The 19,707-nt window shown below is 69.0% G+C and carries 19 protein-coding genes and 1 pseudogene; 16 read left to right on the forward strand and 4 right to left on the reverse strand.

The window, feature by feature from the left end:
• The 8 genes from folB (at position 1) to AC3ANP_RS05985 (ending at position 6,881) form a co-directional block, all read left to right on the forward strand.
• Positions 1 to 360, forward strand: a complete 360-nt coding sequence (folB, locus tag AC3ANP_RS05950) for a dihydroneopterin aldolase (protein ID WP_488332412.1) — start codon at positions 1 to 3, stop codon at positions 358 to 360.
• On the forward strand, positions 357 to 905 hold the full coding sequence (folK, locus tag AC3ANP_RS05955) for a 2-amino-4-hydroxy-6-hydroxymethyldihydropteridine diphosphokinase (RefSeq protein ID WP_488332413.1): 549 nt from the start codon (positions 357 to 359) through the stop codon (positions 903 to 905). Before folB ends, folK begins: the two co-directional genes overlap by 4 nt.
• A complete protein-coding gene (locus AC3ANP_RS05960) occupies positions 902 to 1,426 on the forward strand; it encodes a DUF3180 domain-containing protein (RefSeq protein WP_488332414.1) in 525 nt (174 codons plus the stop codon). The genes folK and AC3ANP_RS05960 overlap by 4 nt, the downstream gene beginning before the upstream one ends.
• Complete coding sequence (locus AC3ANP_RS05965) at positions 1,407 to 1,919, forward strand: PH domain-containing protein (RefSeq protein WP_488332415.1); 513 nt, start codon at positions 1,407 to 1,409, stop codon at positions 1,917 to 1,919. Before AC3ANP_RS05960 ends, AC3ANP_RS05965 begins: the two co-directional genes overlap by 20 nt.
• Entirely contained in the window at positions 1,916 to 3,481 is a 1,566-nt protein-coding gene (locus tag AC3ANP_RS05970; RefSeq protein WP_488332416.1) for a PH domain-containing protein, read from the forward strand. The genes AC3ANP_RS05965 and AC3ANP_RS05970 overlap by 4 nt, the downstream gene beginning before the upstream one ends.
• Positions 3,474 to 4,394, forward strand: a complete 921-nt coding sequence (locus tag AC3ANP_RS05975) for a Rossmann-like and DUF2520 domain-containing protein (protein ID WP_488332417.1) — start codon at positions 3,474 to 3,476, stop codon at positions 4,392 to 4,394. Before AC3ANP_RS05970 ends, AC3ANP_RS05975 begins: the two co-directional genes overlap by 8 nt.
• A 1-nt stretch (position 4,395) precedes the next feature.
• A complete protein-coding gene (gene panC / locus AC3ANP_RS05980) occupies positions 4,396 to 5,283 on the forward strand; it encodes a pantoate--beta-alanine ligase (protein ID WP_488332418.1) in 888 nt (295 codons plus the stop codon).
• A 134-nt stretch (positions 5,284 to 5,417) separates the two neighbouring features.
• Positions 5,418 to 6,881 (forward strand): MDR family MFS transporter, encoded by a 1,464-nt coding sequence (locus AC3ANP_RS05985; protein ID WP_488332419.1) that lies wholly within the window; start codon positions 5,418 to 5,420, stop codon positions 6,879 to 6,881.
• Between the two features lie 129 nt (positions 6,882 to 7,010).
• Here AC3ANP_RS05985 and AC3ANP_RS05990 read toward each other — a convergent pair whose 3' ends face one another.
• Genes AC3ANP_RS05990 through AC3ANP_RS06000 form a run of 3 tightly spaced genes read right to left on the reverse strand, consistent with a single transcriptional unit; the run spans position 7,011 to position 9,569 of the window.
• A complete protein-coding gene (locus tag AC3ANP_RS05990) occupies positions 7,011 to 7,844 on the reverse strand; it encodes an alpha/beta fold hydrolase (RefSeq protein ID WP_488332420.1) in 834 nt (277 codons plus the stop codon).
• A gap of 45 nt (positions 7,845 to 7,889) precedes the next feature.
• Positions 7,890 to 8,516 (reverse strand): thymidine kinase, encoded by a 627-nt coding sequence (locus tag AC3ANP_RS05995; protein ID WP_488332421.1) that lies wholly within the window; start codon positions 8,514 to 8,516, stop codon positions 7,890 to 7,892.
• A gap of 57 nt (positions 8,517 to 8,573) precedes the next feature.
• On the reverse strand, positions 8,574 to 9,569 hold the full coding sequence (locus AC3ANP_RS06000) for an alpha/beta fold hydrolase (protein ID WP_488332422.1): 996 nt from the start codon (positions 9,567 to 9,569) through the stop codon (positions 8,574 to 8,576).
• A 66-nt stretch (positions 9,570 to 9,635) separates the two neighbouring features.
• Between AC3ANP_RS06000 and lysS the strand changes: the two genes are divergently transcribed.
• The 4 genes from lysS (at position 9,636) to AC3ANP_RS06020 (ending at position 14,635) form a co-directional block, all read left to right on the forward strand.
• Positions 9,636 to 11,168: a lysine--tRNA ligase gene (gene lysS / locus AC3ANP_RS06005; protein WP_488332423.1), complete on the forward strand. Its 1,533-nt coding sequence runs from the start codon at positions 9,636 to 9,638 to the stop codon at positions 11,166 to 11,168.
• Between the two features lie 2 nt (positions 11,169 to 11,170).
• Positions 11,171 to 11,359, forward strand: coding sequence for a hypothetical protein (locus AC3ANP_RS06010; RefSeq protein ID WP_488332424.1), 189 nt, complete (start codon positions 11,171 to 11,173; stop codon positions 11,357 to 11,359).
• 136 nt (positions 11,360 to 11,495) lie between these two features.
• Entirely contained in the window at positions 11,496 to 11,822 is a 327-nt protein-coding gene (locus AC3ANP_RS06015; protein ID WP_488332425.1) for a histone-like nucleoid-structuring protein Lsr2, read from the forward strand.
• A 320-nt stretch (positions 11,823 to 12,142) separates the two neighbouring features.
• On the forward strand, positions 12,143 to 14,635 hold the full coding sequence (locus AC3ANP_RS06020) for an ATP-dependent Clp protease ATP-binding subunit (RefSeq protein WP_488332426.1): 2,493 nt from the start codon (positions 12,143 to 12,145) through the stop codon (positions 14,633 to 14,635).
• A 76-nt stretch (positions 14,636 to 14,711) separates the two neighbouring features.
• Here AC3ANP_RS06020 and AC3ANP_RS06025 read toward each other — a convergent pair whose 3' ends face one another.
• Complete coding sequence (locus tag AC3ANP_RS06025; protein ID WP_488332427.1) at positions 14,712 to 15,158, reverse strand: QcrA and Rieske domain-containing protein; 447 nt, start codon at positions 15,156 to 15,158, stop codon at positions 14,712 to 14,714.
• 229 nt (positions 15,159 to 15,387) lie between these two features.
• On the opposite strand from AC3ANP_RS06025, the gene AC3ANP_RS06030 reads away from it, so the two are divergent.
• From AC3ANP_RS06030 to AC3ANP_RS06045, 4 genes and pseudogenes are all read left to right on the forward strand, one after another.
• The gene (locus AC3ANP_RS06030) at positions 15,388 to 16,131 is read left to right on the forward strand and encodes a PIG-L deacetylase family protein (protein ID WP_488332428.1); all 744 of its coding nucleotides are present in this window, start codon (positions 15,388 to 15,390) and stop codon (positions 16,129 to 16,131) included.
• A gap of 32 nt (positions 16,132 to 16,163) precedes the next feature.
• Positions 16,164 to 16,874 carry a WbqC family protein gene (locus AC3ANP_RS06035; RefSeq protein WP_488332429.1) on the forward strand — a complete coding sequence of 237 codons (711 nt, stop codon included), beginning with the start codon at positions 16,164 to 16,166 and terminating at the stop codon, positions 16,872 to 16,874.
• A 129-nt stretch (positions 16,875 to 17,003) separates the two neighbouring features.
• Positions 17,004 to 19,120 (forward strand): annotated as a pseudogene (locus tag AC3ANP_RS06040) (S9 family peptidase).
• Between the two features lie 58 nt (positions 19,121 to 19,178).
• Positions 19,179 to 19,688, forward strand: coding sequence for an amino-acid N-acetyltransferase (locus tag AC3ANP_RS06045; RefSeq protein WP_488332430.1), 510 nt, complete (start codon positions 19,179 to 19,181; stop codon positions 19,686 to 19,688).
• Positions 19,689 to 19,707: the final 19 nt, after the last annotated feature.

Genomic DNA, 19,707 nt, shown 5'->3' on the forward strand with positions numbered 1-19,707 from the left:
ATGGACCGGATCACGCTAAGCGGCGTCACCGCCGTCGGGCACCACGGCGTCTTCGACTTCGAACGCCGGGACGGCCAGCCCTTCGTCGTTGACGCCGTGCTGCACCTGGACTTCACGGCGGCCGCCGCCAGCGACGACGTGCTGGACACCGCGCACTACGGTGAGGTGGCCGCATGCATCCGCGGCTGGATCACCGGCACGCCGCTGAACCTGATCGAGGCCCTCGCGGTGCGGATCGCCGACGACGTGCTGCGCCGCTTCCCGGTGGCCGCCGTGGACATCACCGTGCACAAACCGCAGGCCCCGATCGAGGTCGATTTCGGTGACGTGTCCGTCAGCGTGCACCGGGAACAGCCATGAGCCCGCAGCCCGCGCCCTACACCCGCGCCGTGATCGCCCTGGGCAGCAACCTGGGCGCACGCAACGACACGCTGACCGCCGCCGTCGCCGACCTCGTCGACCCGCCCGAGGTGCGGCTGCTGGCCATCTCGCCGATCGTCCAGACCAAGGCCGTCGGCGGGCCGCCGGACCAGCCGGATTTCCTGAACATGGTGATCGCCGTGGAAACCTCGCTCTCCCCGGGCGAGCTGCTGCGGCACTGCCAGGCGGTGGAACAAAAGCACCTGCGCGTCCGGGAGGTGCGCTGGGGCCCGCGCACGCTCGACGTCGACATCATCACCTACGGCGACCTGGTCAGCTCGGACCCGACGCTGACCCTGCCGCATCCGCGCGCCGCGGAACGGGCCTTCGTGCTGTACCCGTGGTCCCTGATCGAGCCGGCGGCACGGCTGAACGGTGAACGTGTGGGCGAACTGGCCGCCCGGGCCGCTGACTTTCCCGACCTCGCCCCGTTCGACGGCTTCGAGGATCCCAACGGCGTGGCCGGGGCGGTGGAGGCGCCGTGAAGCTCACCAGCCCGCTCCTGCTGCTCGTGATCTGCGTCGGGCTTGCCGCCGCCGGCTGGTCCGCGACGCTGCTGGCCGCCCGCTACAGCCTTGCCACTCCGGTCCTGCCGCTGACCGGCCTGATCACCATGGGCGTGATCGTGGCGCTCACCCTGATCCTTGGCATCAGGGTCCTGCGCTGGCGGAACGGGACCAAGAAGAAGATGCTCAACCCGATCCTGGCCGCCTGGACCCTGGTCCTCGCCCAGGCCTGCGCCTACACGGGCAGCATGTTGCTGGGCTGGCACGCGGGGATCTTCCTGGACCAGCTGCGGCTCTGGAACCTCCGCAGCGGCCAGGCGATCACCGGGGAGACGCTGGCCATGGCCGGCGGCGGCCTCGTCATGGTCGTGGTGGGCCTGCTGGTCGAACGGTTCTGCCGGATCCCGCCGGAGGACGGCAACCCCGACGGCAGCACCGGGCTGCGCGGAAACCGGGGCAAACCCGAGGCTGAAGGCGAATATGCGTACCGAAGCGATTGACCCGCCGGGCGTTGACTGGCTGCGCGTCTCGCCACGCTACGTTCCCGTGCGGCTGGCCGGCTGGGCGCTGGGCAACCTGATCGTCTTCGCCGTCCTGTCCCTCCCGCTCGTGCTGGTCCTGAACGGGGTGTGGAGCTGGCCGCCGCGCTGGCTGGCCGCCGCCGTGCCCGCCGCGGCCCTCGTGCTGGCGCTCTGGCGGCTGGCCCTGATACCGCGCCAGGTCCGCTCCATCGGTTACGCCGAACGCGAGGATGACCTGTTGATCCGCCGCGGCATCTTCTTCCAGCGCACCCTGGTGGTGCCCTACGGACGGATGCAGTACGTGGACATCGGGGCCGGACCGGTGGAACGCGCCCTGGGCCTGTGCACGGTCAAGCTGCACACCGCAGCGGCCGGCACCAGCGCACAGATCCCGGGGCTGCCCGCTGCGGAGGGGGCGCGGCTCCGCGAGCAGCTCGCCGCCCGCGGCGAGGCCCGTCTGGCCGGGCTTTGACCGCCCCGGGGTCCTGGCGGCGGGTGCATCCGGCGTCGCCGTTCGTACGGGGCTGGCTGGCGATTGCCGCCGTCATGTTCTTCTTCGGCCGGGATACCTTCGAGCGCCTCCTCCGCGGCGGGCCGCTCTTCGACGAACGGTTCGCCGAGCGGGCGCCGTGGTTGCTGACCGGCGGCGGTGCCGTGCTGCTGCTTATCGTGCTCGGCTACGTCCTCAGCTGGTACTTCACCCGCTACCAGGTGGCCGGGGGCTACGTCCGGGTCAACACCGGTGTCCTGTTCAAGCAGCAACGCCAGGCGAGGCTGGACCGGGTCCAGGCCATCGACGTCGTGCAACCGCTGCTGGCCCGCATCTTCGGCCTCGCGGAGCTCAGGTTCGACGTTGCCGACGCCGGCAAGGCCGCGGTGCACCTGGCCTACCTGCCGATCGCCGAGGCGCAGGCGCTCCGCACCCTGATTCTCACGGAGGCCGCCGGCGGACGCCGGCAGCCCCACGAACAGGGCTCCCACGAACAGGGCGCCCACGAACAGGGCTCCCACGAAGCCGGCCAGCCGGAAGCTGCCGGCGGGCCGTCGCCGGCAGCGGCAGCACCGGAACGCATCGTCCTGACCGTGCCGCTGGCGCGGCTGGTGGGGTCGCTGGTGTTGAGCGAGCAGAGCGCGGGCATCATCCTCGGCGCCGCAGCGTCGGTGTGGCTTTCTGCGGTTACGGAGAACCGCGGCTTTTACCTGTACCTGATCCCGGCCGGCCTGGGCGTGCTTGCCGCGTACTGGAACACCTTCACGAAGGGCTACAACTTCACCGCCGCCATCTCCCCGGACGGCATCCGGCTGCGCTACGGATTGCTGGACACCCAGGCGCAGACGCTGCCGCCGGGGCGCGTCCAGGCGCTGCGCGTCAGCCAGCCGCCGCTCTGGCGGATCCTCGGCTGGTACCGGATGCAGGTGAATGTGGCCGGTTACGGAACGGAAGGCAGCCAGGGCCACGCCTCCTCGCGCACCACCCTGCTGCCGGTCGGGACACTGCCCGAGGTGCTGCAAATGCTGTCGCTGATCCTGCCCGACCCCGGCACCCCGGACCCGGTGGGCACCTTCACGGCCGGGCTCACCGGCCTTGCCCCTGCCACGCGTCCGGCCGCGCCTCCCGCAGGACGTCCGGCGGACGACGGCGGTTTTGTCACCACACCGCGGCGCGCCCGCCTGCTCGCTCCGCTGGGGTGGCGGCGGAACGGCTTCACCGCCACCGACACGGCGCTGCTGATCCGCTCCGGGCGCTGGTGGCGGCACCTCGTGCTGGTACCGCACCAGCGCACCCAGTCGATGGCGCTACAGCAGGGCCCGCTCGCGCGGCGGTTCGGCGTCGTTGACCTGGTGCTGCACACCACCCCCGGCCCGGTGGCACCCCGGCTGATCCAGGCAGGCCTGGACGAGGGCCGCGCGCTGCTCGACGCCCAGGCGGCCCGCGCCCGAACCGCCCGCCGGGAGCAACACAGCGAACACTGGCTCGACCGGGCCCGGCGCACCCCAGAACCCGCACCACAGGAAGGGCCACACCATGCCTAAACCGGGACGCCTCGGCGTCGGAATCATTGGAGCCGGCAAGGTCGGTGCCGTCCTGGGGGCGGCACTGCGCGCGGCCGAGCACGCCGTGGTGGGCGTCGCCGCCGTCTCGGACGCGAGCCGCGAGCGGGCCGAGACCCTGCTGCCCGGTGTCCCCATTCTTGAGGTGCAGGAAATCGTGGAACGCGCCGAACTGGTGCTGCTGGCGGTCCCGGACGACGCCCTCGGCCCGCTGGTCCAGGGCCTGGCCAAGCTCGGCGCCTGGCAACCGGGCCAACTGGTGGCCCACACGTCCGGGCGCTTCGGCGTCGGCATCCTGCACCCGGTCCGCGCCGCCGGGGCCATCCCGCTGGCGCTGCACCCGGCCATGACGTTCACCGGGATGAGCCTGGACCTGACCCGGCTGCTGGACTGCAGCTTCGGCGTGACCGCCGATCCGGCCATGCTGCCGATCGCGCAGGCCCTGGTGGTGGAGATGGGCGCCGAGCCGGTTGCCATCGCCGAGGGCGACCGGCCGCTGTACCACGCGGCGCTGGCCCACGGCTCGAACCATCTGGTCACGCTCGTGGCGCAGGCGTCCGAGTTGCTGCGCGAGGTGGGTGTGGAGGCCCCCGAGAGCGTGCTGGGACCCTTGTTGCGCGCCAGCCTGGAGAATGCCCTGGCCTCGGGCGAAGCGGCGCTCACCGGGCCGGTGGTCCGCGGCGACGTCGGCACTGTGGAGGCGCACTCCGAAGCCCTGCGCGAACTCGACGGCGGTTCCGGCGGCGATATTCTGGAGGCGTACCTGGCCATGGCCCGGGCAACGGCCCGGCGCGCGGGCAGCCGCGGGCAATTGAAGCCGGAGCAAGTCAAGGGCATCCGCCGGGCGCTTGAGGCGCCCGGCACTGACGGCCCGATTCCTGAGGAAGGACCCTGAGATGGCAATCCAGCTCGTCACCACCGCTGCCCAGCTCCGCACTGAAAGCGCCCGCCTGCTCACCAAAAAACGCGGCCGCTCGCAGGCGTTGGTCCCCACCATGGGCGCATTGCATGACGGACATGCCCGGCTGGCCCGCACCGCCGTGGAGCAGAACGACGTTGTGGTGGCCAGTATCTTCGTGAACCCCCTGCAATTCGACGAGGCGGCAGATTTGGAGCGCTACCCGCGGACCCTCGACGCGGACCTGGCCCGGCTGGAAGCCGAGGGCGTTGACCTGGCCTTCGCGCCGGCGGTGGCAGAGGTGTACCCCGGCGGGGAACCCGCGGTGCGGATCACCGCAGGGCCGCTGGCGGAAAAGTGGGAGGGCGCCTCCCGGCCCGGACACTTCGACGGCGCCCTGACGGTGGTGGCAAAGCTGCTCCACTACGGCCTGCCGGGGCTGGGGGAGGCCTCCTACCGGGCCTACTTCGGGCAGAAGGACGCGCAGCAGTTGGTCCTGGTCCGGCGGATGGTGGCGGACCTGAACTTCCCGGTGGAGATCGTGGCCGTTCCGATCGTGCGCTCCGAGGACGGGCTGGCGCTTTCCAGCCGCAACCGTTTCCTCTCCGCCGGGGAGCGGGAGGCGGCCCTGGTCTTGTCCCGGGCGCTGCGGCTGGTTGAGGACCGGGCCAACGCGCACGAACCGCTGGACCTGGACTCGGCGCGGGCGCTGGTGAAGTCCCAGCCGCTCGTGGGGCTGGACTATTTCGAAGTCGTGGACCCCCGCACCCTCGAACCGCTCGCGGAGAACTGCCGGGAAACCCCGTTCCGCGGCGAGGGGCTGGTGCTGATCGCCGCGAAAGTCGGCCCGGTGCGGCTGATCGACAACGTCCCGCTGGACTCATAGTCCCACCCTGCGCCGGGCCGGGGGGATCTGCGGGGCCGGATCGGGGGAGGCGGGAATGACCCGGCGGCGCGTAGGGTTAACGGGTGGGCGACGCTGAAGCGCCGGAACCCACCCCAAGTCCCTGAGGGAAAACCATGGCCACAGACATCTCGCCAAGCGCCCACCCCGGCCCGGCCCGGACCGCCGTCGAACCCGCTGCGGCCGCGCCGGAGAAGCTGAGCCGCGAGTCCGTCACCATCATCGCCACCCTGCTGGTGGCTACCTTCGTGGTGATCCTCAACGAGACCATCATGAACGTCGCGCTGCAGCGGCTGATGGTCGCCCTGCGGGTCGACGCACCTACCGTGCAATGGCTGTCCACCGGCTTCATGCTCACCATGGCCGTTATCATTCCGACGACCGGGTTCATCCTGCAGCGGCTCTCCACCCGGGCGGTCTTCATGCTGGCCATGGGGCTGTTCTCCGGCGGCACGCTGCTGGCCGCCCTCGCCCCGGGCTTCGAGGTCCTCCTGCTGGCCCGGATCGTCCAAGCCGGCGGCACCGCCATCATGCTGCCGCTGCTGATGACCACCATCCTGACCCTGGTACCGCTGTCCCGCCGGGGCGCCGTGATGGGCAACGTCAGCATTGCGATCTCGGTGGCCCCGGCGATGGGACCGACGGTCTCCGGCCTGATCCTGCAGCACTTTTCCTGGCGTTTCATGTTCGTGTTCGTCCTTCCGATCGCGCTGCTGGCCTTCGCGATCGGTGCCCGCTTTCTGCGGAACATCGGCGAAAACGAGAAGACCCGGCTCGATGCGCTCTCGGTACTGCTCACCGTTCCCGCCTTCGGCGGCGTCGTCTACGGCCTGAGCCAGATCGGCGGCAACGGCGGCCCCGCCGGCCCCGCGGTCGCAGCGCTCGCCGTCGGCGTGGTGGCCATGCTGGCCTTCGTGCTGCGCCAGCTCCGGCTGCAGAAGGCCGAGGCGCCGCTGCTGGACCTGCGCGCCTTCAATTACCGGATGTTCACGGTCTCCGTGCTGCTGCTCGTGGTCGCGATGATCGCCCTGTTCGGCGCGGTGATCCTGCTGCCGCTCTACCTGCAGGAAATCCGCGGCCTCCAGTCGCTCGAAACCGGGCTGGTCCTCCTGCCCGGCGGCCTCGCGATGGGGCTGCTCGGCCCGGTCATCGGGCGGCTGTTCGACCGGGTGGGCCCGCTGCCGCTGACGGTGACCGGCTCGATCCTTATGGTGCTCGCGCTGTGGCAGTTCTCCGGGCTGGACAGCCAGAGCCCGGTCGGCTGGATCATCGGGCTGCACGTCTCGCTCAGCCTGGGCCTTGCCCTGCTCTTTACCCCCGCGTTCACCACCGGGCTGAATCCGTTGCCGCCCCACCTTTACTCGCACGGGTCGGCCATCCTGAGCACCCTGCAGCAGGTCGCCGGCGCGGCCGGCACCGCCCTGCTGGTCTCGATCTTCGCGGTGGTCTCGGCCGGCTCGGGCGTCGTCGCGGGCATGCACGCCGCATTCCTGACCGCAGCCGCGATTGCGCTGGCCGCCGTCGTGCTGTCCGTGCTGATGCGCAGGACCGACGGCGCGGCGGGGCCGGCCGCGCACTGACCCGCGGCTTGCCGGGCCGGCCGCGCCCGGGCCGGATAATCTGTGCCCGAAACCTCATCCACGGCCAGAGCCCGAGGCGAGGCAACCGCATACTTTCTCCCACCACGGCGCGACAGCGGCTCTGGACCGCTAGCCGGAGAAGAAGTCGCTGAGTTCGGAGATCAGCTTGTCCGGTGCCTTGTTCACGCCGTCGTGGCCCATGCCGGGGAGGATCCGGTAGCTGGAGCCGGACAGCACGTCGTGAATCTGGCCGCAGGCGACGCCGAAGTAGGCCGGGCTCTTCTCGCCGACGATGATGAGCGTTTCCAGCGGCAGCTCAAGGAACGGCTCCGCCGGCATGTCCGCCGCGATAATCGCTTTGATTTCCCGGACGCCGGTCTGCATGAGCTCCCGGAGCTGCTTGCCCACGGGCGTGCCGGCGGTGAGCTTGTTCGCCAGGGTCAGCATGGACAACGGCATCCGGGACAACGCGCTGCCGGTCTCAAGGCCGCGGACCAGCACGGCGAGGGCGCGGTCGTCATCGCCCGCCGCGGTCAGGCGCTCATATTCCGGGGTCCACTCGGCGGTGACGCTGCCGTTCACCGAAACGGCCGGGTCGTACACGGCCAGCCGCTCCACCGGCAGGGTGCGGGCGGCGTGCAGCGCGACCGCGCCGCCGAAGCTGTGCCCGAAGACGTCGGTGCTGGCGGTGTGCTTCATCACGGTGTCAAGGTCCCGGATATCGACGTCGAGCGTGTAGTCCTCCGGCTGCGGCGAGGACGAGCCGCGCCCCCGCCGGTTAAAGCTGTGCACCGGCCTGCCCAGCGCGGCGCTGAGCTTCTGCGCGAAGCGGGTGTAGTCGGCGGCCGTCACCATCGAGGCGGGCACGACGACGACGCCGGAACCCGCCGCGGCCAGCTCAGCACCCGTGCTGAAAAGCTCAAGGGTTGCGCCGTCGGGGGTCCTGATGTTCTCGCGGGTCATGCTTCGAGCCTAGCTGAGGCGCCCGGAACCACACAGCGGGCGCAGTCAGCCGCCCAGCCGGCCGCCGGAGGCCTCAAGGTAGCAGGAGCCGCACAGCGACTCGTACCAGGCGTCCTGCCCGTCGATGGCCACCTGCTCACCGTCGAACACGACCTCGTCGCCGATCCGCCGGGTGTTGAAGATCGCCTTGCGCCCGCACCGGCAGATGGTCTTGAGTTCCTCGAGGGTGTGCGCGATCTCGAGCAGCCGGAGCGACCCCGGGAACGCGCGGGTGCGGAAGTCGGAGCGGATGCCGTAGGCCAGCACCGGCACGTTGTCCAGGACTGCAATCCGGAATAGGTCGTCCACCTGCTCCGGCTCGAGGAACTGGGCTTCGTCGACCAACAGGCAGGCCACCGGCGGCGCGTCGACATGCTGCAGCAGGGCATCGGGGTCGTCCCCGTGGGCATGCGCCGAGAACAGCTCACGCACGGACGCGCCGGCGGGAATCAGGAAGTCCACGTCGCGGGTCATCCCCAGCCGGGATACGACGCCGGCATCGCCTTTGGTGTCGATGTCCGGTTTGGCCAGCAGCACCCGCTGGCCGCGCTCCTCGTAGTTGAACGCCGCCTGCAGCAGGCCCGTCGACTTGCCGGAGTTCATCGCGCCGTAGCGGAAGTAGAGCTTGGCCAAGGGGGTCCTTTCGACATCTGTCGGACCCGATTCTAGCGCCGGCGCTGGTGCCAGGGCTCAGCGGCGCAGCCGCAGCCGCCGACGGACACCGGGCCGGGCGCGCCCGCTGCTGCCCAGCAGGAACCTCGCCGCGATCAGCGCCAGCCTGCGGTTGCCGGGACGGATCGGGCCCTCGTGCAGCTGCCCCGGCACCACGGCGAACTCGATCGAGGGGACCGCCGCGGCCAGCTGCCGGCCCGTCTCGGCGAAGTACCCCGGGCTCCAGCCGCCGGTCAGCATCAGGGTGGGGGTGCTCAGGGCGGCGAAATCCTCGAGCTCGGCGTCGGCGGCAAGCACCGCGCGCATCTCGGCGACGGCCGTGGGCAGCAGTTCCCTCATCTGTGCGCCGAGGGAGGTCCGGGCCGAGAGGATGCTGAGCATCCGCAGCGCCCCGAGCGGCAGCTTGGACACCGGTCCGGCCGTTTCCAGCCCCTGGACCAGCAGCGCCCAGGCATCGTCCAGTTCGCCGGCGGCGACCGAGCGTTCCAGCTCGGGCCGCCAGCGGCTGGTGAGGTTCCCGGCCAGGGACACGGCGGCGTCGTACGTCACCAGCCGGCGGATCGGCACCGTGCGGGCGGCCTGCAGCGCCACGAAACCGCCATAGCTGTGCGCCACCACGTCCGTGGAACCGGTCTGGCGGAGCACCGCGGCCAGGTCGGCCACCTCCGTCGCCGCCGAGTAGTCCGGCGGCTGCGGCGAGGAACCCGCGCGGCCGCGGCGGTTATAGCAGTGCACCGGGCGGCCCAGCAGCCGGCTCAGGTTCCGCGCGAATGACCGGTACAGGGCATCAGTGATCAACGTCCCATGCACCACGACGACGCCGCCCGCCGCCTCGCCCGCCGCCTCGCCCGCCGCCTCGCCCGCGGCGTCGCCGGGCCCGCCGGCCGGCTGCCCGGCTGGCGGCTCCGCCAGCTGCCCTGCCGCCGTCGCCGCGGCCGTTTCCGCGGACGGCCGGAAGGTGTGCAGCTCAAGGTGCCCCGCGCCGTCGTCCGTTCGAATCGTCCACGTCTCCATAGCTGCGAGTCTATTCCCGCACCCTCGGCACCGGCGGCGGCACAAACCCCGGTAAACTTGGGGATTGTGACTTCCCAAAACTCCTCCGCCCCGAATACCGCCGCCGAGCACTCCGACGCCAGTGAGCAGACGCTGGTCCGCATGGAGAAGCGCGCCAAGCTGATGGAGCGCGGCGTCGAGGCCTACCCGGTGGGGGTCGAACGCACGCATTCGCTGACCGAAATCCGCGAAAAATATGCCCACCTTGAGGCGGACGAGACCACCGGCGACATCGTCGGGGTGACCGGCCGCATCGTCTTTATCCGCAACACGGGCAAGCTGTGCTTCGCCACCCTGCAGGAAGGCGGCCGCGACGGCAAGGCCGTGCGGCTGCAGGTCATGCTCAGCCTGGCCAACGTCGGCGAGGAAGCGCTCGCGGACTGGAAGGCCCTGGTTGACCTCGGCGACCACGTGTTCATCAAGGGTGAGGTCATCTCCTCCCGCCGGGGCGAGCTCTCCGTCATGGCGGACTCGTGGTCCATGGCGTCCAAGGCACTGCGCCCGCTGCCGGTGCTGCACGCCGGGCTGAACGAGGAAACCCGCGTCCGCCAGCGGTACGTGGACCTGATCGTCCGCGACGAGGCGCGCGAAATGGTGTACACCCGGGCCGCGATCACCCGGTCCATCCGCGAAACCCTGCACCGGCAGGGCTACGTCGAGGTGGAAACGCCGATGCTGCAGCTGGTACACGGCGGCGCGACGGCACGCCCGTTTGAGACCCACATGAACGCCTTCGACCAGAAGATGACGCTGCGAATCGCCACCGAGCTGTACCTCAAGCGCACAGTGGTGGGCGGCATCGACCGGGTCTACGACATGGGCCGCGTCTTCCGCAACGAGGGCGTCGACTCCACCCACAGCCCCGAGTTCACCACCTTGGAGAGCTACGAGGCGTGGGCGGACCAGTTCGTCATGGCGGACCGCATCAAGGAAATCATCCTCGACGCCGCGGACGCCGTCGGCGTCGGACGCGTGCTGCAGACCGAGGCCGGAGAGATCAACCTCGACGGCGACTGGGCCTGGCTGGCCGTCTACCCGGGCCTGTCCGACTTCGTCGGCCAGGAAATCACCCCGGAGACGCCGGCCGCCGAGCTGCTGGCCCTTGCCGCCAAGCATGACGTCAAGGTCGACGCCGGCTGGGATGCGGAGAAGCTTGTCGTGGAGCTCTTCGGCGAACTGGTCGAACCGACGCTGCTCAACCCCACTTTCGTTTACAACTACCCGCCCTCGGCGCAGCCGCTGGCACGCCAGCACCGCGAGGACGACCGGCTGATCGAAGCGTGGGACCTAATCATTGGCGGCATGGAGCGGGGCACCGCGTTCTCCGAGCTGATCGATCCGGTGATCCAGCGCGAACGCCTCACCGAGCAGTCCCGCCGCTCGGCTGCCGGCGACGTCGAAGCCATGCAGCTGGACGAGGACTTCCTCCGCGCCCTCGAATACGGCGCCCCGCCGATGGGCGGCATCGGCCTCGGCATCGACCGGCTGGTCATGCTCTTCACCGGTGCCGGCATCCGCGAAACCATCCTCTTCCCCCTGCTGAAGCCCGAAGGACACTGACCATGGATTACATTGCCGTCCTGCTCCCGTCCGTGGTGGTCGGACTCATTTTCTGGTTCGCCATGAAGGCGATTTTCAATGCGGATAAATCCGAGCGCCGCGCCGAGGCGCGCGCCCAGGCGGAGGCAGCCGCGTCCGCCAAGGGGCAACGCCCTGCCCCGGCGGACGACCATTTCCCCGAGCAGCGCTAATGGCCGGCCCTATTCCTTCCTGTGAATTGTCTTGGAAGGTCATTCGTGCTTTGACTCAAGGCCATTAAAGGATGGATACTTTCTACAGATACATCCCGCTTTTCTAAATTCCCATCCATTTGAAAAGAGAACCTTTATGGCACAGAAAGTCAAAATCATCCTCGTCGATGATCTGGATGGGGGATCCGCTGACGAAACCGTCCGCTTCGGCCTGGACGGCGTCAGTTATGAAATTGACCTGTCATCCGGCAACGCTTCGGAACTCCGCACGGCACTTGAGCGGTATGTCGGCCATGCGCGTAAAACATCAAGCGGCCGGGCAACCCGGACTAAAGCGTCTGCCGGCCGTAATCAGGACTCTGCGCAGATCCGCCAGTGGGCCCGGGACAACGGCTATGCGGTAAACAGCCGCGGCCGTATCCAGGCCGAAATTCAGGAAGCCTACCAGCAGGCTAATTCGTAGCACGGCTGCCCGCGGTCCGGAACACCGGGGCCGCAGCAAACCGACGAAGCCCCCGGCACCTGGCGGGGGCTTCGTCGTGCCGGGGGTTCGGGGCTGTCCGGGTTCGGGGCTGTCCGGCGTTCCAGCCCAGTTGCCCGCCGCGCGGCCACCCGCGGGCGACGGACACGCCGTGTTCCGCCCCCGCGGGCAGCAGTAACCGGGCTGGAGCGCACTCCGGGCCGGGCCGTGGGTCCTCCCGGTTTCCCCTGTGGCGAACAAGCCACCAATCTGCAACTCCGGCACGTAGCATCAAAGTACGTCGTAGCTAGGAGTGTGGCGAAATGTTTGAGCGATTTACGGACCGTGCCCGTCGCGTAGTTGTGCTTGCCCAAGAAGAGGCACGCATGCTGAACCACAATTACATCGGTACCGAGCACATCCTCTTGGGTCTGATCCACGAGGGTGAAGGTGTTGCTGCCAAAGCCCTGGAGTCCTTGAGCATCTCGCTCGACGGCGTGCGCGAGCAGGTACAGGAGATCATCGGCCAGGGCCAGCAGGCGCCCTCCGGCCACATCCCCTTCACGCCGCGTGCCAAGAAGGTGCTGGAACTCTCGCTGCGCGAAGCCCTCCAGCTGGGCCACAACTACATCGGCACGGAGCACATCCTGCTGGGCCTCATCCGCGAGGGTGAAGGCGTGGCAGCCCAGGTGCTGGTCAAGCTCGGTGCTGACCTGAACCGTGTCCGCCAGCAGGTCATCCAGCTGCTCTCCGGCTACCAGGGCAAGGAAACGTCCGGCGCCGGCGTCGGACCCGGCCAGGCTGAAGGCACCCCCGCCGGCTCGGTCGTCCTCGACCAGTTCGGCCGGAACCTGACCCAGGCCGCCCGGGAAAACAAGCTTGACCCGGTGATCGGGCGCGAGCAGGAGATGGAACGCGTCATGCAGGTCCTCTCCCGCCGCACCAAGAACAACCCGGTGCTGATCGGCGAACCCGGCGTCGGCAAGACCGCCGTCGTGGAGGGCCTGGCCCAGGCGATCGTCCGCGGGGACGTGCCGGAGACCATCAAGGACAAGCAGCTGTACACCCTGGACCTCGGGTCCCTGGTGGCCGGTTCCCGCTACCGCGGTGACTTCGAAGAGCGGCTGAAAAAGGTCCTTAAGGAGATCCGTACCCGCGGCGACATCATCCTGTTCATCGACGAGATCCACACCCTGGTGGGTGCCGGTGCCGCCGAGGGCGCGATCGATGCGGCCTCGATCCTGAAGCCCATGCTGGCCCGCGGTGAGCTGCAGACCATCGGCGCCACCACGCTGGACGAGTACCGCAAGCACATCGAGAAGGACGCCGCCCTGGAGCGCCGGTTCCAGCCGATCCAGGTCAAGGAGCCTTCGGTCGCGGACGCGATCGAGATCCTCAAGGGCCTGCGGGACCGCTACGAGGCGCACCACCGCGTCACCATCACCGACGGCGCCCTCGCCTCGGCCGCCAGCCTCTCCGAGCGCTACATCTCGGACCGCTTCCTGCCGGACAAGGCGATCGACCTGATTGATGAAGCCGGCGCCCGCTTGCGGATCCGCCGGATGACGGCCCCGCCGGAGCTGAAGATCATGGACGAGAAGATCTCGGCGATGAAGCTTGAGAAGGAATCCGCGATCGACGCGCAGGACTTCGAAGGTGCCGCCGCGCTGCGCGACAAGGAGCAGAAGCTCATTACTGAGCGCGCCGAGAAGGAACGCCAGTGGAAGACCGGCGGCATGGACGACATCTCCGAGGTGGATGAGGACCTCATCGCCGAGGTGCTGGCGAATTCCACCGGCATTCCGGTCTTCAAGCTGACCGAGGAAGAATCCTCGCGCCTGCTGAAGATGGAAGACGAACTGCACCGGCGCGTGGTGGGCCAGAACGAGGCCATCAAGGCCCTGTCCCAGGCGATCCGCCGCACCCGTGCCGGCCTGAAGGACCCGAAGCGTCCGGGCGGCTCGTTCATCTTCGCCGGCCCCACCGGCGTCGGCAAGACCGAGCTGGCCAAGGCCCTGGCGGAGTTCCTGTTCGGCGACGAGGACGCGCTGATCACCCTCGACATGTCCGAGTACTCCGAGAAGCACACCGTCTCGCGGCTCTTCGGTGCCCCTCCGGGCTACGTCGGCTACGAGGAGGGCGGCCAGCTGACCGAGAAGGTCCGGCGTCGTCCGTTCTCCGTGGTGCTGTTCGACGAGGTGGAGAAGGCGCACGCCGATCTCTTCAACTCGCTGCTGCAGATCCTCGAAGACGGCCGCCTGACCGACTCCCAGGGCCGCGTGGTGGACTTCAAGAACACCGTGATCATCATGACCACGAACCTCGGCACCCGGGATATTTCCAAGAGCGTCGCCACCGGCTTCCAGTCGGGCACGGACACGCAGACTGGCTACAACCGGATGCGGGCCCGGGTGACGGAGGAGCTCAAGCAGCACTTCCGGCCGGAGTTCCTGAACCGTGTCGACGACGTGGTGGTGTTCCCGCAGCTGACCCAGGAAGAGATCATCGAGATCGTGGACCTGTTCGTCTCGCGGCTGGAGAAGCGCCTGAAGGACAAGGACATGGGCATCGAGCTCACGACCGCGGCCAAGGTGCTCCTGGCCACCCGTGGCTACGACCCGGCGATGGGCGCCCGGCCGCTGCGCCGCACCATTCAGCGCGAGATCGAGGACCAGCTCTCCGAGAAGATCCTGTTCGGCGAACTGCACTCCGGCGACATCGTGGTGGTGGACGTCGAAGGCGAGGGCGACACGGCCAAGTTCACCTTCGCAGGCAACTCCAAGCCCCGGATCCCGGAGATCGCGCCCAGCGTCTAACCGGACACAGGCTCTAATGACGACGGCGCCGGCCGCTTCCCTCGGGAGGCGGCCGGCGCCGTCGTCGTGTACCGGATCAGGCGCTCACCGTGATCCATTCGCCGTCGATCGCGGCCGTGAGCCTGGCCAGCGGGGCCCGCGCGGGTCCATTGAGCACGCTGCCGTCGGCACCCTTGAACGCGGAACCGTGGCAGGGGCAGTGGAAGTCGGCGCCGTCCGGGGCCACCGGGCAGCCGGCGTGCGTGCAGGTCGCGTCGTAGGCCAGCACCGTCTTCTCATCGGCCCGGAAGATCACCACGGTCTTGTCGTTGACCTTCCCGGTGGCCGTGCTGCCCACCGCCACCTCGCTGAGTTTGCCGACCCGGACCGGCGCACCGGTCGGGGCGGCCGGCGCGGCCGCGGCAGTGGACGCCGGCGCTTGGACCGGCGCCACCGAGCAGCCGGCGAGGGTCAGGGCGCCGCAACCCGCGGCGCCGGCGCCGAGCAGAACGGACCGGCGGGACAGAGGCTTCTCAGGAGTCATCCCTCCATCATGCCAACTCAGGGACGCCTTCACTGACGGCATAGCCGGCGCTGGCCGGCACCCCCCGCGGTTCGGCGGCACGTCCCGGGGCGCGAGCCGCCGGGCCGGATCGAACTGCAGTGAAAAACAAGTAGTCGATACTCGTTTGAAAAAATCGACGAAGCCCTATGCTGGGGCCGTACATCGCGCCAGCCCAGCCGGCGGGCGACTTTGCTGAAGGGGGCAGAGGATGGAGCCATTATGGGGGGACGGGTTTTTGTCCGGGCAGCGGGTGCTGGTTGTCGCCCCGCACGCCGATGACGAAACCTACGGTTGCGCCGGGACGATAGCAAGGATCAAATCTCTAGGTGGCGACGCCTACGTGCTTTTGGGGTCCGTAGGCGGCATCCAGCATTATGGCGCCGCCCGCAACGGGGAAATGATGCACCTGGTCAGCGCCCAGACCCGGCTGAAGGAATTTGGCATGGTGATGGAACTCCTGAAGGTCGATGACTGGGAAGTGTTGTTCGCCGAGGAATCCGTGCATATGGCACTGGATACCCTGCCACGCCGTGACCTCGTCAGACTGATCGAACGCGAGGCCCGCCTTTCGGTGGAGAACATCCAGCCCACCATGCTGCTCATCCCCGCGATGAGCTACAACCAGGACCATGAAGCGCTTTTCCGCGCCTGCATGACGGCCGCACGGCCCGGGCTGCGTGAAGAGCGACACTTCATACCCTTGGTTCTCAGCTATGACAACACCAGCCTGTTCTGGTCCCCGGACCACGAACGCTTCCACCCCAACCTTTACATCGACATCAGCAACTTCCTGGATCTGAAACTCAAGGCGCTCCGTACCCACGCCTCCCAGGTTCGAGGGCCCCTCTACCACGGAAGCCCCGAGGGCCTGGAACTGCAGAGCCGGCTTCGGGGCCGGGAAATCTCCGTCGAATCCGCCGAAGGTTTCTTTGTCCACCGGGCGGTGTTCTGATGGTGCTGGTCTCGGTTCACCAGCCCAACTTCATGCCATGGCAAGAACTTATGGCCAAAGTCCTGGCGAGCGACGTTTACGTCGCATACGACAGCGTCCAATTCACCAGGCAGGAATTCCACGCCCGCCAGCTCTTCCGCACCCGGGGCGGAAAACCCGAGTGGCTGACAGTGCCCGTGGTCAGCACCGGAGCCCGGCAGGTCCTCAACGCGGTCCGGCTCGTCCCCGAACCAGGGTGGCGCCGGAAGCACCTTGATTTCCTCGAGACCAATTACTCCCAGGCTCCCTATTTTGGCGAAGTTTTCCCCCTGTTCCAGTCGGTTTACGACCGCCGGTGGGAGATGCTCGTGGACCATAACCTGGACTTGCTTGAACAGTTCTGCCGGTATCTCGGCTCCGGGGTCAAAATCATCCGGGCCACCGACCTGCCGCACACCGGAACCCGCGAAGAGCGGCTGCTGGATCTCGTCCGCTACGCCGGCGGCGACGCGCACCTCACCAGCACCACTGCCACCCACTTCATCGACTGGACGGGCTTCGATGAAGCCGGAATACCCGTCTATCTCCAGGTTTTCGATCACCCCGTCTACGCGCAGGGCCAATTACCGTTCCTGCCCAACCTTGCTGCCGCAGACCTGCTTTTCCACACCGGCAGGGCCGGGGCCGAGATCCTCGCCGCCTCCTCCCGCGCTGGGCCGCGAAACGCTGCGGTGCCGGGACCACAGGCGGCCGCCAGCCGCTGATTTTACCGGGCGGGGCTCGTCCACACCGCCGACCTCCACGTGCCGCCGAGCGGCCCCACTCTGAAACTACCGTTTCACTCTGAGTGAAAAGGGTGTGATCCGGGGCACTGACAGTGTTGAATCGGGGGCATGGTTACCACCGACCCGCAGCCCCTGGGCGAACAGCCCGAGACCCCGTTCCACGACCTGGACCACTATCTGGCAATCCCGAGGGTCAGCGGGCTGGCGCTCAGCCCCGACGGCGGGAGGCTGGTCACCACGGTGGCCACGCTCAACGACAAGGGCACCGAATACCGCACCGCACTGTGGGAACTGGACCCCGAGGGCAGGCAGCAGGCACGCCGGATCACCCGCAGCGCCAAGGGTGAGGCGGGGGCGGTGTTCGCGGCGGACGGCAGCCTCTACTTCACCTCCGCGCGCCCGGACCCGGAAACTCCCGACGCGGACCCCGTCAACGCCTTGTGGTTGCTTCCGGCCGGCGGCGGCGAGGCCCGCGTGGTGCTCTCCCGGGCTGGTGGCCTCAGCTGCCTGATGGCGGCCAGGGACGCGGACGCCTTGTTCGTCACGGCCTCGGTCCTGGCCGGGTCCACCGACGAGGACGACGACGCGGACCGCCGGAAGTCCCGCCAGGACACCAAGGTGGCGGCCATCCTGCACAGCGGCTACCCGGTGCGCTACTGGGACGCGGATTTGGGCCCGCCCAGCCGCGGCTGTTCGCCGTCGAGCCCGGCGCCGAGCCGGAACCCGGGAAGCCGGTGACGGTGGACGCGGTGCCGCCGGTCAAGCTGCGCAACCTGACCCCCGACGCCGGGAACGGCCTTCGCGAAGCCGAAACCGTGGTCAGCCCGGACGGGAAGACCCTCTACAGCAGCTTTACCAGGCCGCTCGCCAACGCTGACTCACGCACCTTGCTGGTGGCCGTGGACGTGGCCACCGGTACGCGCCGCGTCCTGCTCGACACCGAGGGAATGAGCTACTTCCCCGGACCGGTCAGCCCGGACGGCCGGCTGCTGGCGGTGCTGAGCGAGTCCGACACCACCCCGGAGCAGGCACCCCGGATGGGACTGCACCTGCTGGACCTCGCGGCCGATGCCGCCGCGGAGCTGACCCCGCTCGCGGCGGACTGGGACCGCTGGCCGCGCCCTGCCGCCTGGCTGCCGGACGGCTCGGCCCTGCTGGTGACCGCCGACGACGACGGGGCGTCACCGCTGTTCCGGATCAACCTCCCCGGAGCGGACGGAACGCCGGGCGGCCCCGTCCGGATCACCGCGGACGCCGCGGCGTACACCGACGTGGCCGTGGCACCGGACGGCCGCAGCGCCTACGCACTCCGCAGCTCCTACGAATTCCCGCCCGAGGCGGTGCGGATCGACCTGGCCGACGGCGCCGTGACCCGGCTGCCGGCACCGGCGGAACGGCCCGCCTGCCGCGGCACACTCGAGCGGGTGGAGACCACGTCGGTAAGCGGCCACCGAGTCCCCGGCTACCTTGCCCTGCCCGAGGGGACTTCGGCCGGCAACCCGGCGCCGTTGCTGCTCTGGATCCACGGCGGTCCGCTGGGCTCCTGGAACGCGTGGACCTGGCGCTGGAACCCGTGGCTCCTGGTCGCCAGGGGCTACGCGGTGCTGCTCCCGGACCCGGCCCTGTCGACCGGCTACGGCCAGGAGCACATCCAGCGCGGCTGGGGCGAATGGGGCGACGCCCCGTACCGGGACCTGATGGCCATCACGGACGCTGTCGCCTCCCGCCCGGACATCGACGAGACCCGCACCGCAGCCATGGGCGGCTCGTTCGGCGGCTACATGGCGAACTGGGTCGCCGGGCACACCGACCGGTTCAAGGCGATCGTGACCCACGCCAGCCTTTGGGCCCTGGACCAGTTCGGCCCGACCACCGACGCCGCGCAGTACTGGCTCAAGGAAATGACGGCCGAGATGGCGGCCCGCAACTCCCCGCACCTGCACGTGGAAAACATCCGCACACCCATGCTGGTGATCCACGGTGACAAGGACTACCGCGTGCCGATCGGCGAGGGGCTGCGGCTCTGGTACGAGCTGCTCTCCAAATCGGAGCTGGCCGCGGACGAGAACGGCGAAACCGAGCACCGGTTCCTCTACTTCCCGGACGAGAACCACTGGATCCTGCAGCCGCAGCACGCCAAAATCTGGTACGGCGTGGTGGAGCACTTCCTGGCCCGGAACCTGCTGGACAAGGACCTGCCCGTCCCCGCGGGGCTGGGCCTCTGACCAGCGCAGGTGCCGGCGCGGGCGGGGCAGCAACCGGGCCGCGCCGTAGGATTGGGCTGTGACTGAGACGATCCGCATCCGCCCTGCCCGCACCGGCGACGTCGCCGACATCAAGGCCCTGGTGGCGCCCCTGGCCGAGCAGCGGATCCTGATGGCCAAGGAAACCGTGGCGTACTACGAGAGCCTGCAGGAGTTCCGGATTGCCGAGAACAGCGACGGCGGGATCATTGGCTGCGGGGCGCTGCACGTGATGTGGGAAGACCTCGCCGAGGTGCGCACCCTGGCCACCGCCGACGACTGGCGCGGCGTCGGCGTGGGCCACCTGCTGGTGGAGCGGCTCCTCGACGACGCCCGGGCGCTGGGGATTTCCCGGGTCTTTTGCCTGACCTTCGAGGTGGAGTTCTTCGCAAAGCATGGCTTCGAGGTGATGGCGGACCAGTCCGCGGTGGACCCCGTGGTGTACTCCGAGCTGCTGCGCTCGCACGACGAGGGCGTCGCCGAGTTCCTGGACCTCGCACGCGTCAAACCCAACACCCTGGGCAACACCCGGATGATCCGGGCCCTGTAGCGGCCCTGTAGCGGTGCTG

The sequence above is a fragment of the Arthrobacter sp. JB02-1C genome (assembly GCF_057748045.1).

Bases quoted from the DNA above. Each gene is read 5' to 3' on its own strand.
- AC3ANP_RS05965 (WP_488332415.1), top strand. From the start codon at position 1,407: ATGCGTACCGAAGCGATTGACCCGCCGGGCGTTGACTGGCTGCGCGTC.
- AC3ANP_RS05990 (WP_488332420.1), bottom strand. From the start codon at position 7,844: ATGACCCGCGAGAACATCAGGACCCCCGACGGCGCAACCCTTGAGCTT.
- AC3ANP_RS06015 (WP_488332425.1), top strand. From the start codon at position 11,496: ATGGCACAGAAAGTCAAAATCATCCTCGTCGATGATCTGGATGGGGGA.
- AC3ANP_RS06000 (WP_488332422.1), bottom strand. From the start codon at position 9,569: ATGGAGACGTGGACGATTCGAACGGACGACGGCGCGGGGCACCTTGAG.
- AC3ANP_RS05975 (WP_488332417.1), top strand. From the start codon at position 3,474: ATGCCTAAACCGGGACGCCTCGGCGTCGGAATCATTGGAGCCGGCAAG.
- folB (WP_488332412.1), top strand. From the start codon at position 1: ATGGACCGGATCACGCTAAGCGGCGTCACCGCCGTCGGGCACCACGGC.
- AC3ANP_RS06035 (WP_488332429.1), top strand. From the start codon at position 16,164: ATGCCATGGCAAGAACTTATGGCCAAAGTCCTGGCGAGCGACGTTTAC.
- AC3ANP_RS06025 (WP_488332427.1), bottom strand. From the start codon at position 15,158: ATGACTCCTGAGAAGCCTCTGTCCCGCCGGTCCGTTCTGCTCGGCGCC.
- AC3ANP_RS05985 (WP_488332419.1), top strand. From the start codon at position 5,418: ATGGCCACAGACATCTCGCCAAGCGCCCACCCCGGCCCGGCCCGGACC.
- AC3ANP_RS06020 (WP_488332426.1), top strand. From the start codon at position 12,143: ATGTTTGAGCGATTTACGGACCGTGCCCGTCGCGTAGTTGTGCTTGCC.
- AC3ANP_RS06010 (WP_488332424.1), top strand. From the start codon at position 11,171: ATGGATTACATTGCCGTCCTGCTCCCGTCCGTGGTGGTCGGACTCATT.
- panC (WP_488332418.1), top strand. From the start codon at position 4,396: ATGGCAATCCAGCTCGTCACCACCGCTGCCCAGCTCCGCACTGAAAGC.
- AC3ANP_RS06030 (WP_488332428.1), top strand. From the start codon at position 15,388: ATGGAGCCATTATGGGGGGACGGGTTTTTGTCCGGGCAGCGGGTGCTG.
- folK (WP_488332413.1), top strand. From the start codon at position 357: ATGAGCCCGCAGCCCGCGCCCTACACCCGCGCCGTGATCGCCCTGGGC.